Here is a 13,762-nt window from a genome sequence, read left to right as displayed (position 1 = left end):
CGCCGCTGCTTCAAGATCGCCTGATCTGACCACTATCGGCACGTCAGGGTCAACTTCCGGGCTTGGCTCGGCCGTTCGGTCCGGCACGGGCGGCGTACCCCGCGTGGGGGATGCGCAAAACGGCGCGGCGCGGACTGTGCGGTTGTGACAAAACGAGGGCCTTCTTGCGGTCATCCGCTCGCGGTTCTTGCTCGCTCCGCCCGGGCGTCAGTACGGTTCTCCGAGATTAAGCGCGCATTCTGGCCGCTCTCCGCGAAGGAAGAAATACACATGAAGCCACGTTTGGCCGGCGCCGCGATATTCGCGTTCGCCGCTGTCGCGCTCACCGCGGGCTGCGGTTCCGACGACGCGGCCCCGCCGGTACTCCCCGCCCCCGGTGCCACCTCGGCGCAGGCCCCGCCCGCCGACCTGGACGACCCGGTCGTGGCCTGGGCCGAGCGGGTGTGCGGCGTGGTCGAGCAGGGCGGCAGGTCCCTCGCCCGGTTCCCGGCCGTCGACCCCAACGACCCGGCCAAGACCAAGCGGGCCATGGTCGACTACCTCAAGGCGATCTCCGCCGAGCTGGGCAAGCTCGGCGAGGGCATCTCCTCGGCTGGGGCGCCCCCCGTCGACGGCGGCGACGCCGCGGTCGAGGCCGCGCTCCAGCGCATCGCCACACTCCGCGCGTCCCTCGCCGACGCCCAGGAGAAGCTCAGCGCCGTCCCCGCCACCGACCCGGCCGCCTTCCAGGCCGCACTCGCCGACCTCGGCCCGAAGCTGGAGGGTCTGCACTCCGCCGAAGGCCCCACCGCCGACCTCAAGGCGAACCCGGAGCTGAAGGAGGCGTTCTCCTCGGCGCCGACCTGCAGGCGCGTCGAGGGGGCCTGAGTGCCCGCCCCGGCCTACCGGGCCATCGTCGTCGGCACGGACGGCTCCCGGTCCTCGCTGCGCGCGGTCGAACGCGCAGCCGAACTCGCCCGCGACACCGCCGCGACCCTGATCATCGCCTGCGCCTACGAGGGCCCCGACCCCCGTGCGCTCGACCGCGCCGTGGACAGGCTCGGCGACGACGTCGGCTACCAGATCGTCGGCGCGAGCCCGGCCGAGGAGACCGTCCGGACCGCGTCCGAGATCGCGATGAAGGCGGGCGCCGTCACGGTGCGGACGGTCGTCGCCGAGGGACAGCCGGTGACGGTGCTGCGCACGGTGGTGCGCGACTGGGACGCCGGGCTGCTGGTGGTCGGCAACCGCGGCCTCAACACGCTCGCGGGCCGGGTGCTCGGCTCGGTGCCCGGAGAAGCCGCCCGCAAGTCCCGTGTGGACATTCTGATCGTCCACACGGTCGGCTAGCCTGCCCGGCGGAAGCCGCGGAACGCCCACGCCGCCCCGCCCGCGGCGGCCACCGCGGCCAGGGCGAGGGCGAGCGCGGGCGACCACCCGGCGGGCTTGTCCATGGACAGGGCCCGGACGGCGTCAACGGCGTAGGTGACGGGGTTGGCGGTGCTGAACCAGCGCACCCAGGCGGGCATGGCCTCCAGCGGCAGGTACGCGCTGGAGCCGAACATCAGCGGCACCATCACGATGAACGACACCGCCTGCATCGCCTCCGGTTTCGGCTGCCAGCAGGCGATCGCGATGAACAGCCAGCTCAGCCCCCACCCGACGACGACCGACAGCAGCAGCCCCAGCGCCAGGCCCGCCGCGCTGCCGGGCCGGAACCCCAGCAGCGGGACCGCCACCGCCACCGCGGCCACCAGGCTCAGCGCCAGCCGCACCGCGTCGGCCAGGGTGCGGGCCACCAGGACCGAGCCCAGCGCCAGCGGCATCGCCCGCAGCCTGCCGACGAACCCGGTGAACACCTCCGCCAGCAGTCCGACCCCCGCGCCGACGGCCGTCGTCAGGGCGATGGTGACGAGCGTGGCGGGCAGCAGGTAGTTGATATAGCCGTCGTACTCGGCGACCCCGGGCAGCGTGCCGATGCCGCTGAACACCTGGCTGAACAGCAACAGCAGCACGATCGGCTGCAACAGACCGAGGAACACCAGCTTGCGGTCGCCGAAGGCCAGCCGCAGCGACCGTCCCGTCAGCACCGCGACCTGGCGCGCGGCGGAGGCGGGCGGCCAGCCCACCGCCGGGAACCGGTCGGTCGCCGCTGCGTCGAGGTGGTGGCGGCCGCGTGGGCCGTGGCGGGTCACGGGCGCGGGCTCTCGTGGTGCAGGGCCAGGTAGACGTCGTCCAGGGTGGGTTCGGTGACGGTCAGGTCGAGGATGTCGGGACCGGCCGCGTCGAGCGCCCGCACCACGGCGGTGATGTCGCCCGGCCGGGCCAGCGCGACGCGCAGCACCGGCTCGACGGGGTCCGGCGTCGCCCGGATTCCGGCGTAGGCCAGCACGCCGAGCGCGTGCCGCACGGCGCGCTCGTCGGACATGCGGACCGCGGCCGCACGCGACCCGATTCCCGCCTTCAGCGTCGCCGGAGCGCCCGCGGCGACCACGTGCCCGCCCGCCAGCACCACGACCTCGTCGGCCAGCCTGTCCGCCTCCTCCAGGTACTGCGTGGTGAGCACGACCGTCGTGCCGTGCGAGACCAGGCCGGCGACCAGGGCCCACAGCCCCGCCCGGCTGACCGGGTCCAGTCCGGTGGTCGGCTCGTCCAGGAACAGCACCTCCGGGCGGCCGACCAGGCCGCACGCCAGGTCCAGGCGCCGCCGCATGCCCCCGGAGTACGTGCCCGCCGCGCGGTCGGCGGCCTCGGTGAGCCCGAAGGCGTCCAGCAGCTCCTCGGCGCGCGCGGTCGCCTGCCTGCGCGAAGCGCCCAGCAGGCGCGCCAGCAGCAGCAGGTTCGCGCGCCCCGACACCGCCTCGTCGACTGAGGCGTACTGGCTGGTGAGCCCGATGCGTCCGCGCACCTGGTGGCCCGAGCGCGTCACGTCGAAGCCGCACACGCGCGCCGTGCCCGTGGACGGCAGTGCGCGGGTGGCCAGGATGTCGATCAGCGTCGTCTTGCCCGCGCCGTTGTGCCCCAGCACGCCGAGCACCGCGCCCGGGGCCGCGGTCAGCGAGACGTCGGTGAGCGCGGCCACCGGACCGTAGGACTTGCCGAGCCGGGTCACCTCGATGCGGGGCCGGGGCATGGCGCGACGATACCGCCGGGCCGGCGTCGCCAAAAGCATTCCCGAGCGGATTCATCGGCAGGTGACAAATCCCTGCGAGAACCTTTCGGTGCGCTTACGTCAAAATCGCAACACCGGCAAACGTACTGCTCATCCGGCTGACAAAGCGTCGATCGGTCGAACGTGGGGCGTTCCCGCGTCGTTGACGTGTCGGCGAGGTCGCATTTAACGTGACGCCCTGGCGCTCCTCCCGAGGAAATCGGCGGCGCATTCCGTGGTTCCGTGGTGAAGGACGGCTGATGAGTTCACCGAACGAGCACGACCTGGGACTGCCGTCGTGACCGCGGCCGACGGCAGGACAGCGGCCCCGCTGTGGGCCGAGGTCCTGCCCGAGGGCGCCGCCCGCGTCCGCCCGCTCGCGGGCAAGATGATCGCCGACGTCGTCGCCGCCGTCCGCGACGCCGTCCCCGCCTACCGCAGGCCGCTCACGGGGAAGTTCCGCGAGGTGCTCGTCGGCGGCGTCGAGATGGCGGTCATGCAGTGCTTCAGGTTCGTCGAGGACCCGGGGGCGTCCCGGGCGGAGTGGTTGGAGGTCTTCCGCTACGCCGGGCGAGTGGAGTTCCTGGAGGGGCGGACGATGGACTCGCTCCAGACCGCGGTGCGGGTGGGGGCGCGGGCGGTGTGGCGCCACATCGGCCGGGCGGGGCAGGACCTGGGGATGTCGGCGGACGACCTGCTGACGCTGGCTGAGGCGGTCTTCGCCTACGTCGACGACATCTGCGTGGTGGCCGTTTCGGGGTACACCGAGGCGCAGGCGCAGGCCAGCGGTTCCTACGAGCGCAAGCGGCGGCAGTTGTTGAAGCTGGTGCTGGATCAGGTGGGGCAGCCCCAGCAGACCGCCGACCTGGCGGCGGCGGTGCAGTGGACGCTGCCGGACACGGTTTCGGTGGTGGTGCTGGAGTACCGGGCCGACCACCTGCGCCTGCCGCCGCCCGCGCTGGGGAAGGACGTGCTGGTGGACCTGGAGAGCGCCGATCCCTGCCTGCTGATTCCCGACCCGCCGGTGGGACGGGCGCTGGACGTGGCGGCGGGGGCGCTGGAGCGGGCCCTTGGCGGGCGGGTGGCGGCGCTGGGGCCCGCGGTCCCGCTGGCGGAGGCCCACCGGTCGCGGGTGCTTGCCCGTCGGGGACTGGCTTTGTCCCAGCGGCGTGTCCTGTCCGCCTCCCCGCTGCTGCGGTGCGACCGCCATCTCGGCGTGCTGCTGCGGTACGCCGACGAGCGGTTGGGGGTTCACCTCGCCGCGCGGGTGCGGGAGGTCCTCGCGCCGCTGACCGCGAAACAGCGGGAGCGGGCCTCCGCCACCCTGCACGCCTGGCTGCGGACGCGGGGGGATGTCAAGGGGACAGCCGAGGCGCTGGGAGTGCATCCGCAGACTGTGCGGTATCGGTTGGGGCAGTTGGAATCGTTGCTGGGGGAGATGTTGGCCGATCCCGAGCAGCGGTTCCTGATGGAGGTCACGGCGAACGCCTGGCTGTCGGTGGAGAGGTAGCCGCGTGCCCCACATCGGAAACACGGCCTAGGACGACCAGAGCTGGTGGGCCGCGGTCAGGGCGGCCGCCTGGTAGGGAGGGAGCAGCCTGCCCTCGGTCACCGCCTCCACCGGCCACTTCTCGTGCAGGGTGACCCACAGGCGCGAGGCCATCGCGGAGAACGCGCGGAGTTCGTTTCCGGGCGGGGCGATCTGCAGCACGTACACCCAGGTGGGGGTGTTGTCCGGCGCGCCGTCCAGGGGGGTGCGCCAGGTGCGGCGCAGGCGGCGGCCGTGGTGGCGGGAGGCTTCCTCCATCAGGAGGGCGTCCGCCGCTGTGGGGCTGGGGGCGTGGGGGCCCGCGATGGGGGAGAAGTGATAGGGGACGGCGGGGACTTCCGGGATGATGGTGACCGCTGCCAGGTCCGGGTTGTCCGGGTCGTCCAGAGTGGACCGGATCAGGGCGTGCTCTTCCGGGGTGATGCCGACGCGCTCGTAGGCCAGGCTCATGAGCAGGGTGGTTTCGGCCTGGAGCGACTCGCCGCCGAAGTAGTCCTCGCGGACGCTGCGGACCGTGTCGTCGGCGAGGCGGCCCGTCAGGCGGGCGCACACGTCCGTCACGGTCGCGTAGGTCTGCTGGTCCATTGTGCTCATTTCTTCTTGTAGTCACCTATGACGGTGGTCGTCACGGTGCCCTGGGCGTCCTGCTCCACTCTGATGATCTTGTCGCCCTTGGGGCCCTCCCACGTCCAGGAACCGGTGCCGCCCACGTCGGGGTGATCGTAGCGAGGGGCCACGCCCTGGGGGATGCCCGACGGGGCCGGGCTGGGGGCCGACGGGTTGAGGATGACGCCGGGGTCGGCGGCGTTGGTCGGGAAGGCGGTGCGGATCTCGCCGGTGGACAGCACCGTCGTGCGGATGGTGACGCCGTCGACGACGCCCTCGTAGTTGTAGGCCCAGGCCGGGTTGCCGTCGGCGTCCTTGGTGGGCTTCGGGCCGGTGACCGGTGGGCCCTGCTGGGTGACCTGGTGGGCGGCGTCGAGGATCTTGGGGCCGTCCCAGCCGTGCGGGAACTCCGTCTTGCCCGCCAGTCCGGTGCCCGCCAGGTGGCCGCCCTGCTTGCCGCCGTCGCCGACGGTGATGTGGGTTTCCGAGGCGGCCGAGTGGTGGATGGAGCCCGAGCCCGGCGGCGCCGCCGGCGGGGGCGGGTAGCCGTTCGGGGTGTTCGGCGTCGGCTGGGGGTTGGCGCCCTGCCCGGAGTTCGGCAGGCCCGCGTTCACCGCCTGGCCGGTGGCGTTCTGGGCGCTGCTGATCCCGCTGCCCGCGTTGATGGTCCCGTGCGTCTGCGGCGGCTTGCCCGGGGTGTTCGGGGTGTTGCCGCTGCCCCCGCCGCCGGACGTCCTGGGTTTCGGTGCCATTGCCGCCCTAGCCGTTGAGGAGCTTGGTGAGGTTGGTGAGGCTGTCGATGAGGGCCGTCGTGTACATCAGGATGCGCCCGGCCCACTTGACGACGGCGGCGGCGATCTGGGCGGCGACCACCGGGATCGTCACCACGAACAGCGCCTCCACCGCCCAGACGACCACCCTGGCGACCAGGTCGGCGATGAGGTCCCTGACGATCTCCCTGGTCAGCTGGACCAGGCCGCCCGCGCCCTCGGTGGCCGAGGCCATCGCCGCCGAGATCGCGCCGAGGCCGCCGAGCGCGTCGACGTTGTTGACCATCAGGGCGCGGTAGGAGTCGGCGGCGTCACCCTGCCACTCGGAGAGGTCGTTCCGCAGGTGGGTGCCCAGCTCGGTGGACATGGCGTGCAGCTCGGTGGCCATGGTGTTCCACGTCGCGGCGTGGGAGGCGACGACGTCGGGCATGCCGGTCAGGTCGTCGAGGACCTGGCGCAGGGGCTCGAAGTACTCCATCGCCCAGCCGATGCCGTTGGCCAGCAGCGCGCTGAAGGGGTCGATCGCGCTGGCGCCCGCCTCGATGGCCAGGCCCGCGCCCGCGAGGGCGTCGTCCACCCAGCCCTCGGTCTTGATGGCGTCGACCAGGCCTTCGATGCTCTCGGCGAGGCCAGAGCCCGTCCACGCCTCTCGGCTGGACTGGACCGGGGCGACCAGGGAGTCGCTCACCGGGGCTCACCGCCGGAGGTGGTGATCGCCTCGGCGTTGGTCTGGTCGGAGACCTCGTACTCCTCGGCGCTGGAGCGCAGCTCGGCCTCGACCACCCGCAGATTGCGCTCGGCGCCCGCGATCAGCTCGTCCTGGCGGGTGTGCTTGTCCTCCAGGATCGCCGCGATCCACCCGCACAGCACCCCGTAGGCCTGCCCGTCGCCCTGGATGTGCGAGCTGGCGGACTTCACCGCGGAGAAGCGCTCCTGCACCGCGGCGACGTTGCCCGCGTGCGCGCGGATCTGTTCGGCGTTGACGGTGAAGCCGTCCCCCATTGGTCACTCCCGTCCTGGGCTGAACCCACTGCTGAGCTGGAGTTTAGTAATCCGCAGGCGGCCGCGTGGCCAATTCGATCAACTCGCGGCTCGGCGCGGGCGGGTGACCGTCGGACGCAGATCGCTTCCGAGTACCGGCCCAGCCGGCTACGTTGCCCAGGTGACCGACCTGCCGCCCCCTTTCGCCACGGCGCTGCGCGCGGCCATCGCGCAGTCGGGGGTGACGCTCGAACGCCTCGCCGCCGACCTGCGCGAGCGCGGCACGCCGGTCAGCCTCGCGACGCTCAGTTACTGGTGTTCAGGGCGCAGCAGGCCGGAGCGGGCCGGGTCGCTGGCCGCGCTCGCCGAGCTGGAGGACCTGCTCGGCCTGTCCGCCAACGGGCTGCGCAGGCTGCTGCCCGAGCGCAGACCGCGCGGCCGGGCCGCGCGCCGGGAGGTGGAGCCGGTCGCCGCCGCGGCCCCATGGCACCGCGAGGACCAGGTCCGCGACCTGCTCGACCGCTACGACCTGCGCCGCGACGGCCAGGTCAGCAGGCTCAGCGCGCACGACCGGGTGGAGATCGGCCCGGACCGGATCAAGCGGGTGCAGCGCACGAAACAGGTGCTGCGCGCGGAGGAGGAGGGCGTCGACCGGCTGGTGGTGGTCTGCTGGGGCGACGGCCCGGACACGCCCGCCCCGGAGCTGGTGCCGGTGCGCAACTGCTCGGTCGGTCGGGTGCACGTCGATCACGCGGCGGGGCTGACCTCGGCGGAGCTGGTGTTCGACCGGCCGCTGGCCCGCCGGGAGACGATCGTGGTCGAGCACGAGCTGCGCACCGCGCCACCGCGCCCGGCGGCGCTGAGCCACCAGCGGATGAGCAGGCTCCCGGTGCGCGAGTACCTGGTCGAGGTGCGCTTCGACCCGTCCGCGCTGCCCCACCACTGCGTGCAGTTCTCCGAGATGGACGGGCAGGAGCGGGTGAGGGCCGTCGACCTGGACTCGGAGTTCACCGCCCACGCGCTCGGCATGGACCTGTCCCCGGGCCGCTACGGACTGCGCTGGTCGTGGTGACGGCCACCGTTCCCGTACGGCGTACGGTACACTGTACGGCATGACTGCCGACATCCTCGCCTGGTTCGCCGAGTACGACGCCCGCGCCGCCCGCGGAGACATCGAGGGCATGGCCGACCTCGCGGTGTTCCCGCTCAACGTCGTCACCGACATCCCCGGCGGCGCCGCGGCCGCCAAGATCTGGACGCGCGCGGAGTTCGTCGAGGTCATGACCGAGGTCGTCGGCGACGGCGCCGAACTGGAGTCCACCAGGACCCCGCACCTGATCGGCGACAACCTCGCTGTCGTCTTCACCGACGCCACTTTCACCGTCGACGGCACGGACATCCCCGTCCGCTACGCCGACATCCTGCTCAGGACCCCTGACGGCTGGGCGTTCCAGACCATGGTCCAGCCTGGTCACGGCACCGGATGGGCGGCCGCCGCCCGCGGGTGATGTGGCAGACTTTCTGAGGCAGTCGAACAAAGGGAGTCGCGTGTGGTCACCGTCGTGGGCGAGGCGCTAGTCGATCTCATCGCCGGACCGGACGGGCGGGCGTTCACCGCGCACCCCGGCGGCAGCCCGGCCAACGTCGCGCTCGGGCTCGTCCGGCTCGGCCTGCCCGCCCGGCTCGGCAGCCGGATCGGCGACGACCTCTTCGGCCGCCTGGTCCGCGACCACCTCGTCGCCGACGGTGTCGAGGTCCACGCCCTGCCCGCGCGGACGGGCCAGACCAGCGTCGCCTTCGCCGCCATGGACGCCAACGGCGTGGCGACCTACGACTTCCGCCTGGAATGGGACGTCACCGACCTGAGCGCCCTGCCGGTCGACAACCACCTGCACACCGGCTCGCTGGCCACCCTGCTCGACCCCGGCGCCGCCGTGGTGGAGGACGCGATGCGCCGGGCCAGGGCGGCGGGCGCCACCGTCTCCCTCGACCCGAACGTGCGCCCCTCGCTGGCGGGCGAGCACGGCCCGGCGCTGGCCAGGGTGGAGCGCCAGGTCGCCGCCGCCGACGTCGTGAAGGTCAGCGACGAGGACCTCGCCTGGCTCTACCCGGGCGGCGACCCGCGCGAGGTGGCCCGCCGGTGGGCCGCCGCCGGACCCGCGCTGGTCGTGGTCACCCTCGGCCCGGACGGCGCGCTCGCGGTGTCCGGGGACTCCGAGGCCGCGCGCCCGGGACCGGCGGTGACCGTCGTGGACACCGTCGGCGCGGGCGACGCCTTCACCGCCGGCCTGCTGCGCTGGCTGCACGCGGCGGGGCGGCTGGGCGCGATGTCCCGGCTCGACGCCGCCGAGCTGGCCGCCGCCCTCGACTTCGCCAACACCGTCGCCGCCCGCACCTGCGCGCGCCCCGGCGCCGACCCGCCTCGCCCGGACGATCTCGCCGACGTCTGGGATCTGCTGCCCCACATCTGAGACACGGGCTAGGCCGACTCTGAGTGGTCCCCGCCCCGCGATGCCTGCCGTTCGGGGGAATTGCGCTCCCGCGTGGGCGGTATCGGCCGGCGGCGTTATGACCCGGAGTCCGCGGTCGGGTACGGTGCGTGTCCACCACTGTGTCACTCCTCGGGGGGAGCGCATGCACGAACCGGCCGCGCACGGCCTCCTGGACTTCGAGGGGCCGACACTGGCCAGATTGGTGGACGCCCTGCTGGGCGGCCGGGACAACTACGCCGCCGATCGCGCCTTGGTCGAGCAGCTGGTCGCCGTCGACCCGGGGGTGCGGCAGCTGGCCCGCGACCACCGCGACTGGGTGGTGCGCTGCCTGCGCCTGCTGGTCACCGCGCACGGGATCGACCAGTTCATCGACATCGGCTCGGGCCTGCCGACGACCGACAACACCCACCAGATCGCGCAGCGCTACAACGCCGAGGCGCGCGTGGTGTACGTCGACAACGACCCCGTCGTCCAGGCGTACGGGCGCGCGCTGCTGGAGGAGAACGACCTCACGCACATGGCGCCGTGCGACTTCACCGACCCGAGCGCCGCGCTCGCCTCGGTCGAGCTGTTCAAGAACGTCGACTTCGAGCGCCCGATCGGGCTGATGCTCTGCTCGGTCGTGCACCACATCCTCGACGACGACGAGGCCGACACCGTGGTGCGCGCGTGGGTGGACGTGCTGCCCAGGGGCTCCTTCGTCATGCTCACCCACGACATCGATCCGGGCGGGGAGCACAGCGCGCTCGTCCGCAGGCTCGATGAGGTCCTGGCCGGCACGCCGCTGGCGTCGGTGCACCGCACCCGCGAGCAGATCGAGGGCTACTTCGCCGGACTCGACCTCATCGAGCCCGGCGTCAGCCTGCTGCACGCGTGGTGGCCGGACGGACCGAGGGTCCGCCCGCTCACCCCGATCAGCTACACCGTGGTCGGCGCGCTGGCCCGGAAGCCCTGACCCTCGACGGTGCGGTGCGCCAGCAGCGTGCCTGCCGCCATCGCCGCCGGGAACACGACCAGCGCCGCCAGCGGAACCAGGCACAGCAGGTACACCGGCGTCGCGAAGCCCAGCGTCATCGCGCGCTTGCGCTTGAGTGCCCGCCTGCGCTCCTTGAGCGTGGCCCCGCGCCGCACGAACGGGATCGCCGTCAGCTCGATCGCCAGCAGCCACGCGCCGACCAGGATCGCGAGCACGGGAACCACGGTCTGGCCCAGCACGGGGATGAACCCGAGCGCGAAGAGCACGATGCCCCAGAGGATGACCCGGACGATGAGCAGGACCGCGTCCCGCAGACCCATCCAGGCCGCCTTGGCCCAGCCGATCTCCTGCGCCGAGGGAACCCCGCCCAGTTCCTTGTCCTCGACCTCTTCGGCGATGCTCTCGTAGAACGGGCCGCCGAGGATCAGCGCCAGCGCGCTGAACAGCAGCATCGACACCGCGACGGCCAGCACGCCGACGGAGATGCCCGCGCCGACGCGCAGGATTGTCTGCCAGGTCTGCGACCATTCGTCGGCGAACGGGGTCATCCAGGTGACGAGGTCGGCGATGTTGATCGCCAGCGCCACCAGCCCGCCGAACAGCACAAGGCTGGCCAGCAGGGCGGGGACCGCTCCCTTCACCAGCATCGATCCCGACGACAGCACCAGCCGAAAACCCCTGGCCAGTAGCCCGACACCCACCCCGAACTCGCGCACCGCGTTGATCACCGGCGCAGTCTAGCGCGGCCTTGACCTCCTCTTTACTCGAGCTTCTACCTTCGTTCCCACCACCACTGACACGGAGGAACGCGTGGACATGCAGATGGCGGCGTGGTCGTCGCTCTACAACACGATGCGCGCCCAATCAGGGCCGGTGCCCACCCGGCAGACGCTGAAACGGGTGTTCACCTTCGCCCGGCCGATGCGCGCCAGGCTCATCCTGTTCGTCGGCCTCAGCACGGTGCTCGCCGCGCTCGTCGTCGCCACGCCCGTGCTCGCGGGCCGGGTGGTCGACGCGATCAGCACCGGGCAGGGCCGGGGCGTGGTCGTCACCCTCGCGCTGGTGATCGCGGCGGTCGCCGTCGCCGAGGCCGGGCTCGGCCTGGTCAACCGGTGGCTGTCGTCCACCATCGGCGAGGGCATGATCCTGGAGCTGCGGCGCCAGGTGTTCGACCACGTGCAGCGCATGCCGGTCGCCTTCTTCACCCGGACCAGGACGGGCGCGCTGGTCTCACGGCTCAACAACGACGTCATCGGCGCGCACCGCGCCTTCGGTGACACGCTCGCGGGCATCGTCGGCAACCTGGTCACGCTCGTGCTGACGCTGATCGTGATGCTCGGCATCTCCTGGCAGGTGACGGTGCTCTCGCTGCTCCTGCTGCCGGTGTTCGTGCTGCCCGCGCGCCGCATGGGCAGCAAGCTCGCGGCCCTGCGCCGTGAGGCCGCCGACCACGACGCCACCATGAACTCGCAGATGACCGAGCGCTTCTCCGCGCCGGGCGCGACCCTGGTCAAGCTGTTCGGCAGGCCTGCCGACGAGTCGCGCGAGTTCTCCGCCCGCGCCGCGCGGGTCCGCGACATCGGCGTGCGCAGCGCGGTGCTCCAGTCGGTGTTCATCACCTCGCTGACTCTGGTCTCCGCGCTGGCGCTCGCCCTGGTCTACGGCCTCGGCGGTGTGTTCGCCATCGGCGGCAGCCTGGACGCGGGCGCGGTCGTCGCCCTGGCCCTGCTGCTCACCCGCCTCTACTCGCCGCTCACCGCCCTGGCCAACGCCCGGGTCGACATCATGAGCGCGCTGGTCAGCTTCGAGCGCGTCTTCGAGGTGCTCGACCTGCCACCGCTGATCACGGACAAGCCCGACGCGCGCCCGGTGCCCGACGGCCCGGTCTCCGTCGAGTTCAGCGACGTGCGCTTCGCCTATCCGTCGGCGGACAGGGTGTCGCTGGCGTCGCTGGAGGAGGTCGCGGTGCTCGACACCCGGGGTGGCGACGAGGTGCTGCGCGGGGTCTCGTTCACCGTCGAGCCCGGCCAGGTCGTTGCCCTCGTCGGGTCATCGGGCGCGGGCAAGTCCACGATCGCCTCGCTGGCCCCGCGCCTCTACGACGTCGACTCCGGCGCCATCCGGCTCTCCGGCGTTGATGTCCGCGACCTGCGGGCGGACTCGCTGCGCGGCGCGGTCGGCATGGTCACCCAGGACGGCCACCTCTTCCACGACACCATCGGCGCCAACCTGCGCTTCGCCCGGCCGGAAGCGAGCGACGACGAGCTGTGGGACGCGCTGGGCCGCGCCCGCCTCGCCGACCTCGTCGCCTCGCTTCCCGACGGGCTGGACACGGTCGTCGGCGAGCGCGGCTACCGCCTCTCCGGAGGCGAGCGCCAACGCCTGACCATCGCCCGCCTGCTGCTGGCCCGCCCGCGCGTGGTGATCCTGGACGAGGCGACCGCGCACCTGGACAACACCTCGGAGGCCGCCGTGCAGGCCGCGCTCACCGAAGCGCTGGACGGACGCACCGCACTGGTCATCGCGCACCGGCTCTCGACCGTCCGCGCCGCTGACCAGATCCTCGTCGTGGAGGCGGGCGAACTGGTCGAGCGCGGCACCCACGAGGACCTGCTCGCCCGCGGCGGCCGCTACGCCGAGTTGTACCGGACGCAGTTCGCCGACCAGCCTGCCGCCGTCTGATCCGATTGCTCGCGCATCAGGGTGAACATTGACCACTGTGGACAAGTGCGGCGGTACGGTGGGGAGATGGCCGCCCCGATCCCCTATGTCGAGATCGCCGCGGCCGTCGTCACCCGGATGGTGGCCGAGCACCCGGCCTTCGCCGCCCGCGTCGTGGAAGCCGTCGTGGTCGATGCCGCAGGCGAGCTGGCGGGCGCTGTCGGCCCGGACTTCCCGCGCCTGCTCGTGATCCGCAGCTCGGCGCGGTTGGCGGCGATGGCCGGTTCGCCCATCGCCATCTCCCGCGCCGAGCCCGTCGGACCCGCTACTCGCCGCCGGACTTCTGGTTGGTGAGGCCGTTGGTGATGAGGTTCATGACGGTTTGGTCGGCGAGGGTGGTGGTGTCGCCGAGTTCGCGGTTTTCGGCGATGTCGCGTAGGAGTCGTCGCATGATTTTGCCGGATCGGGTTTTGGGGAGTTCGTCAACGATGAGGATCTGACGCGGTTTGGCGATGGCCCCGATCTCGCTGGCGACGTGGTTGCGCAGGGTCTTGATGTGCTCGTCGCGGTCCTCGGCGGCTTTCCCGCGTGGGATGA

The 13,762-nt window shown here is 72.4% G+C and carries 17 protein-coding genes; 9 read left to right on the top strand and 8 right to left on the bottom strand.

Features of this window, described 5'->3' with window-relative positions; genetic code table 11:
• Positions 1-270: 270 nt before the first annotated feature.
• A complete protein-coding gene (locus tag ACFPM7_RS20290; protein WP_378249244.1) occupies positions 271-867 on the top strand; it encodes a hypothetical protein in 597 nt (198 codons plus the stop codon).
• On the top strand, positions 868-1,329 hold the full coding sequence (locus ACFPM7_RS20285; protein WP_378249243.1) for a universal stress protein: 462 nt from the start codon (positions 868-870) through the stop codon (positions 1,327-1,329).
• Here ACFPM7_RS20285 and ACFPM7_RS20280 read toward each other — a convergent pair.
• Positions 1,326-2,174, bottom strand: a complete 849-nt coding sequence (locus ACFPM7_RS20280) for an ABC transporter permease (protein WP_378249242.1) — start codon at positions 2,172-2,174, stop codon at positions 1,326-1,328. The genes ACFPM7_RS20285 and ACFPM7_RS20280 overlap by 4 nt on opposite strands.
• A complete protein-coding gene (locus tag ACFPM7_RS20275) occupies positions 2,171-3,112 on the bottom strand; it encodes an ATP-binding cassette domain-containing protein (protein WP_378249241.1) in 942 nt (313 codons plus the stop codon). Before ACFPM7_RS20275 ends, ACFPM7_RS20280 begins: the two co-directional genes overlap by 4 nt.
• Positions 3,113-3,428: 316 nt before the next feature.
• Here ACFPM7_RS20275 and ACFPM7_RS20270 point away from each other — a divergent pair, with 316 nt between their 5' ends.
• Positions 3,429-4,640 carry a PucR family transcriptional regulator gene (locus ACFPM7_RS20270; RefSeq protein ID WP_378249240.1) on the top strand — a complete coding sequence of 404 codons (1,212 nt, stop codon included), beginning with the start codon at positions 3,429-3,431 and terminating at the stop codon, positions 4,638-4,640.
• Between the two features lie 27 nt (positions 4,641-4,667).
• Here ACFPM7_RS20270 and ACFPM7_RS20265 read toward each other — a convergent pair whose 3' ends face one another.
• Genes ACFPM7_RS20265 through ACFPM7_RS20250 form a run of 4 tightly spaced genes read right to left on the bottom strand, consistent with a single transcriptional unit; the run spans position 4,668 to position 7,057 of the window.
• Positions 4,668-5,273 (bottom strand): hypothetical protein, encoded by a 606-nt coding sequence (locus ACFPM7_RS20265; RefSeq protein ID WP_378249239.1) that lies wholly within the window; start codon positions 5,271-5,273, stop codon positions 4,668-4,670.
• Positions 5,270-6,037 carry an EndoU domain-containing protein gene (locus ACFPM7_RS20260; RefSeq protein WP_378249238.1) on the bottom strand — a complete coding sequence of 256 codons (768 nt, stop codon included), beginning with the start codon at positions 6,035-6,037 and terminating at the stop codon, positions 5,270-5,272. Before ACFPM7_RS20260 ends, ACFPM7_RS20265 begins: the two co-directional genes overlap by 4 nt.
• Positions 6,038-6,044: 7 nt before the next feature.
• Positions 6,045-6,743, bottom strand: a complete 699-nt coding sequence (locus ACFPM7_RS20255) for a WXG100 family type VII secretion target (protein ID WP_378249237.1) — start codon at positions 6,741-6,743, stop codon at positions 6,045-6,047.
• Entirely contained in the window at positions 6,740-7,057 is a 318-nt protein-coding gene (locus ACFPM7_RS20250) for a type VII secretion target (protein ID WP_378249236.1), read from the bottom strand. The genes ACFPM7_RS20255 and ACFPM7_RS20250 overlap by 4 nt, the downstream gene beginning before the upstream one ends.
• A gap of 160 nt (positions 7,058-7,217) precedes the next feature.
• On the opposite strand from ACFPM7_RS20250, the gene ACFPM7_RS20245 reads away from it, so the two are divergent.
• From ACFPM7_RS20245 to ACFPM7_RS20230, 4 genes are all read left to right on the top strand, one after another.
• On the top strand, positions 7,218-8,108 hold the full coding sequence (locus tag ACFPM7_RS20245) for an XRE family transcriptional regulator (RefSeq protein ID WP_378249235.1): 891 nt from the start codon (positions 7,218-7,220) through the stop codon (positions 8,106-8,108).
• A 40-nt stretch (positions 8,109-8,148) separates the two neighbouring features.
• Positions 8,149-8,544 carry a nuclear transport factor 2 family protein gene (locus tag ACFPM7_RS20240; RefSeq protein WP_378249234.1) on the top strand — a complete coding sequence of 132 codons (396 nt, stop codon included), beginning with the start codon at positions 8,149-8,151 and terminating at the stop codon, positions 8,542-8,544.
• A 42-nt stretch (positions 8,545-8,586) separates the two neighbouring features.
• Positions 8,587-9,507: a carbohydrate kinase family protein gene (locus tag ACFPM7_RS20235; protein WP_378249233.1), complete on the top strand. Its 921-nt coding sequence runs from the start codon at positions 8,587-8,589 to the stop codon at positions 9,505-9,507.
• Between the two features lie 163 nt (positions 9,508-9,670).
• A complete protein-coding gene (locus tag ACFPM7_RS20230) occupies positions 9,671-10,483 on the top strand; it encodes an SAM-dependent methyltransferase (protein ID WP_378249232.1) in 813 nt (270 codons plus the stop codon).
• Here ACFPM7_RS20230 and ACFPM7_RS20225 read toward each other — a convergent pair.
• Positions 10,447-11,232 (bottom strand): EI24 domain-containing protein, encoded by a 786-nt coding sequence (locus tag ACFPM7_RS20225; RefSeq protein WP_378249231.1) that lies wholly within the window; start codon positions 11,230-11,232, stop codon positions 10,447-10,449. The genes ACFPM7_RS20230 and ACFPM7_RS20225 overlap by 37 nt on opposite strands.
• Before the next feature lie 124 nt (positions 11,233-11,356).
• On the opposite strand from ACFPM7_RS20225, the gene ACFPM7_RS20220 reads away from it, so the two are divergent.
• Complete coding sequence (locus ACFPM7_RS20220; protein ID WP_378249444.1) at positions 11,357-13,186, top strand: ABC transporter ATP-binding protein; 1,830 nt, start codon at positions 11,357-11,359, stop codon at positions 13,184-13,186.
• Positions 13,187-13,252: 66 nt separating this feature from the next.
• Complete coding sequence (locus ACFPM7_RS20215) at positions 13,253-13,519, top strand: hypothetical protein (RefSeq protein ID WP_378249230.1); 267 nt, start codon at positions 13,253-13,255, stop codon at positions 13,517-13,519.
• Here ACFPM7_RS20215 and ACFPM7_RS20210 read toward each other — a convergent pair.
• Positions 13,491-13,762, bottom strand: a 272-nt coding sequence (locus ACFPM7_RS20210) for an AMP-binding enzyme (protein WP_417281764.1), incomplete at its 5' end; no start/stop codon positions are given. The two genes, ACFPM7_RS20215 and ACFPM7_RS20210, sit on opposite strands and share 29 nt — an antisense overlap.

The sequence above is a fragment of the Actinokineospora guangxiensis genome (genome assembly GCF_042657845.1).
In the GTDB taxonomy this organism is placed as follows: domain Bacteria; phylum Actinomycetota; class Actinomycetes; order Mycobacteriales; family Pseudonocardiaceae; genus Actinokineospora; species Actinokineospora guangxiensis.
The sequence above is the reverse complement of the archived record's forward strand: the minus strand, read 5'-3'. Positions and strand labels throughout refer to the sequence as shown.

Coding starts and splice junctions, on each gene's coding strand:
- ACFPM7_RS20290 (WP_378249244.1), top strand. CDS start 271: ATGAAGCCACGTTTGGCCGGCGCCGCGATATTCGCGTTCGCCGCTGTC.
- ACFPM7_RS20275 (WP_378249241.1), bottom strand. CDS start 3,112: ATGCCCCGGCCCCGCATCGAGGTGACCCGGCTCGGCAAGTCCTACGGT.
- ACFPM7_RS20265 (WP_378249239.1), bottom strand. CDS start 5,273: ATGAGCACAATGGACCAGCAGACCTACGCGACCGTGACGGACGTGTGC.
- ACFPM7_RS20260 (WP_378249238.1), bottom strand. CDS start 6,037: ATGGCACCGAAACCCAGGACGTCCGGCGGCGGGGGCAGCGGCAACACC.
- ACFPM7_RS20250 (WP_378249236.1), bottom strand. CDS start 7,057: ATGGGGGACGGCTTCACCGTCAACGCCGAACAGATCCGCGCGCACGCG.
- ACFPM7_RS20240 (WP_378249234.1), top strand. CDS start 8,149: ATGACTGCCGACATCCTCGCCTGGTTCGCCGAGTACGACGCCCGCGCC.
- ACFPM7_RS20230 (WP_378249232.1), top strand. CDS start 9,671: ATGCACGAACCGGCCGCGCACGGCCTCCTGGACTTCGAGGGGCCGACA.
- ACFPM7_RS20220 (WP_378249444.1), top strand. CDS start 11,357: ATGCGCGCCCAATCAGGGCCGGTGCCCACCCGGCAGACGCTGAAACGG.
- ACFPM7_RS20215 (WP_378249230.1), top strand. CDS start 13,253: ATGGCCGCCCCGATCCCCTATGTCGAGATCGCCGCGGCCGTCGTCACC.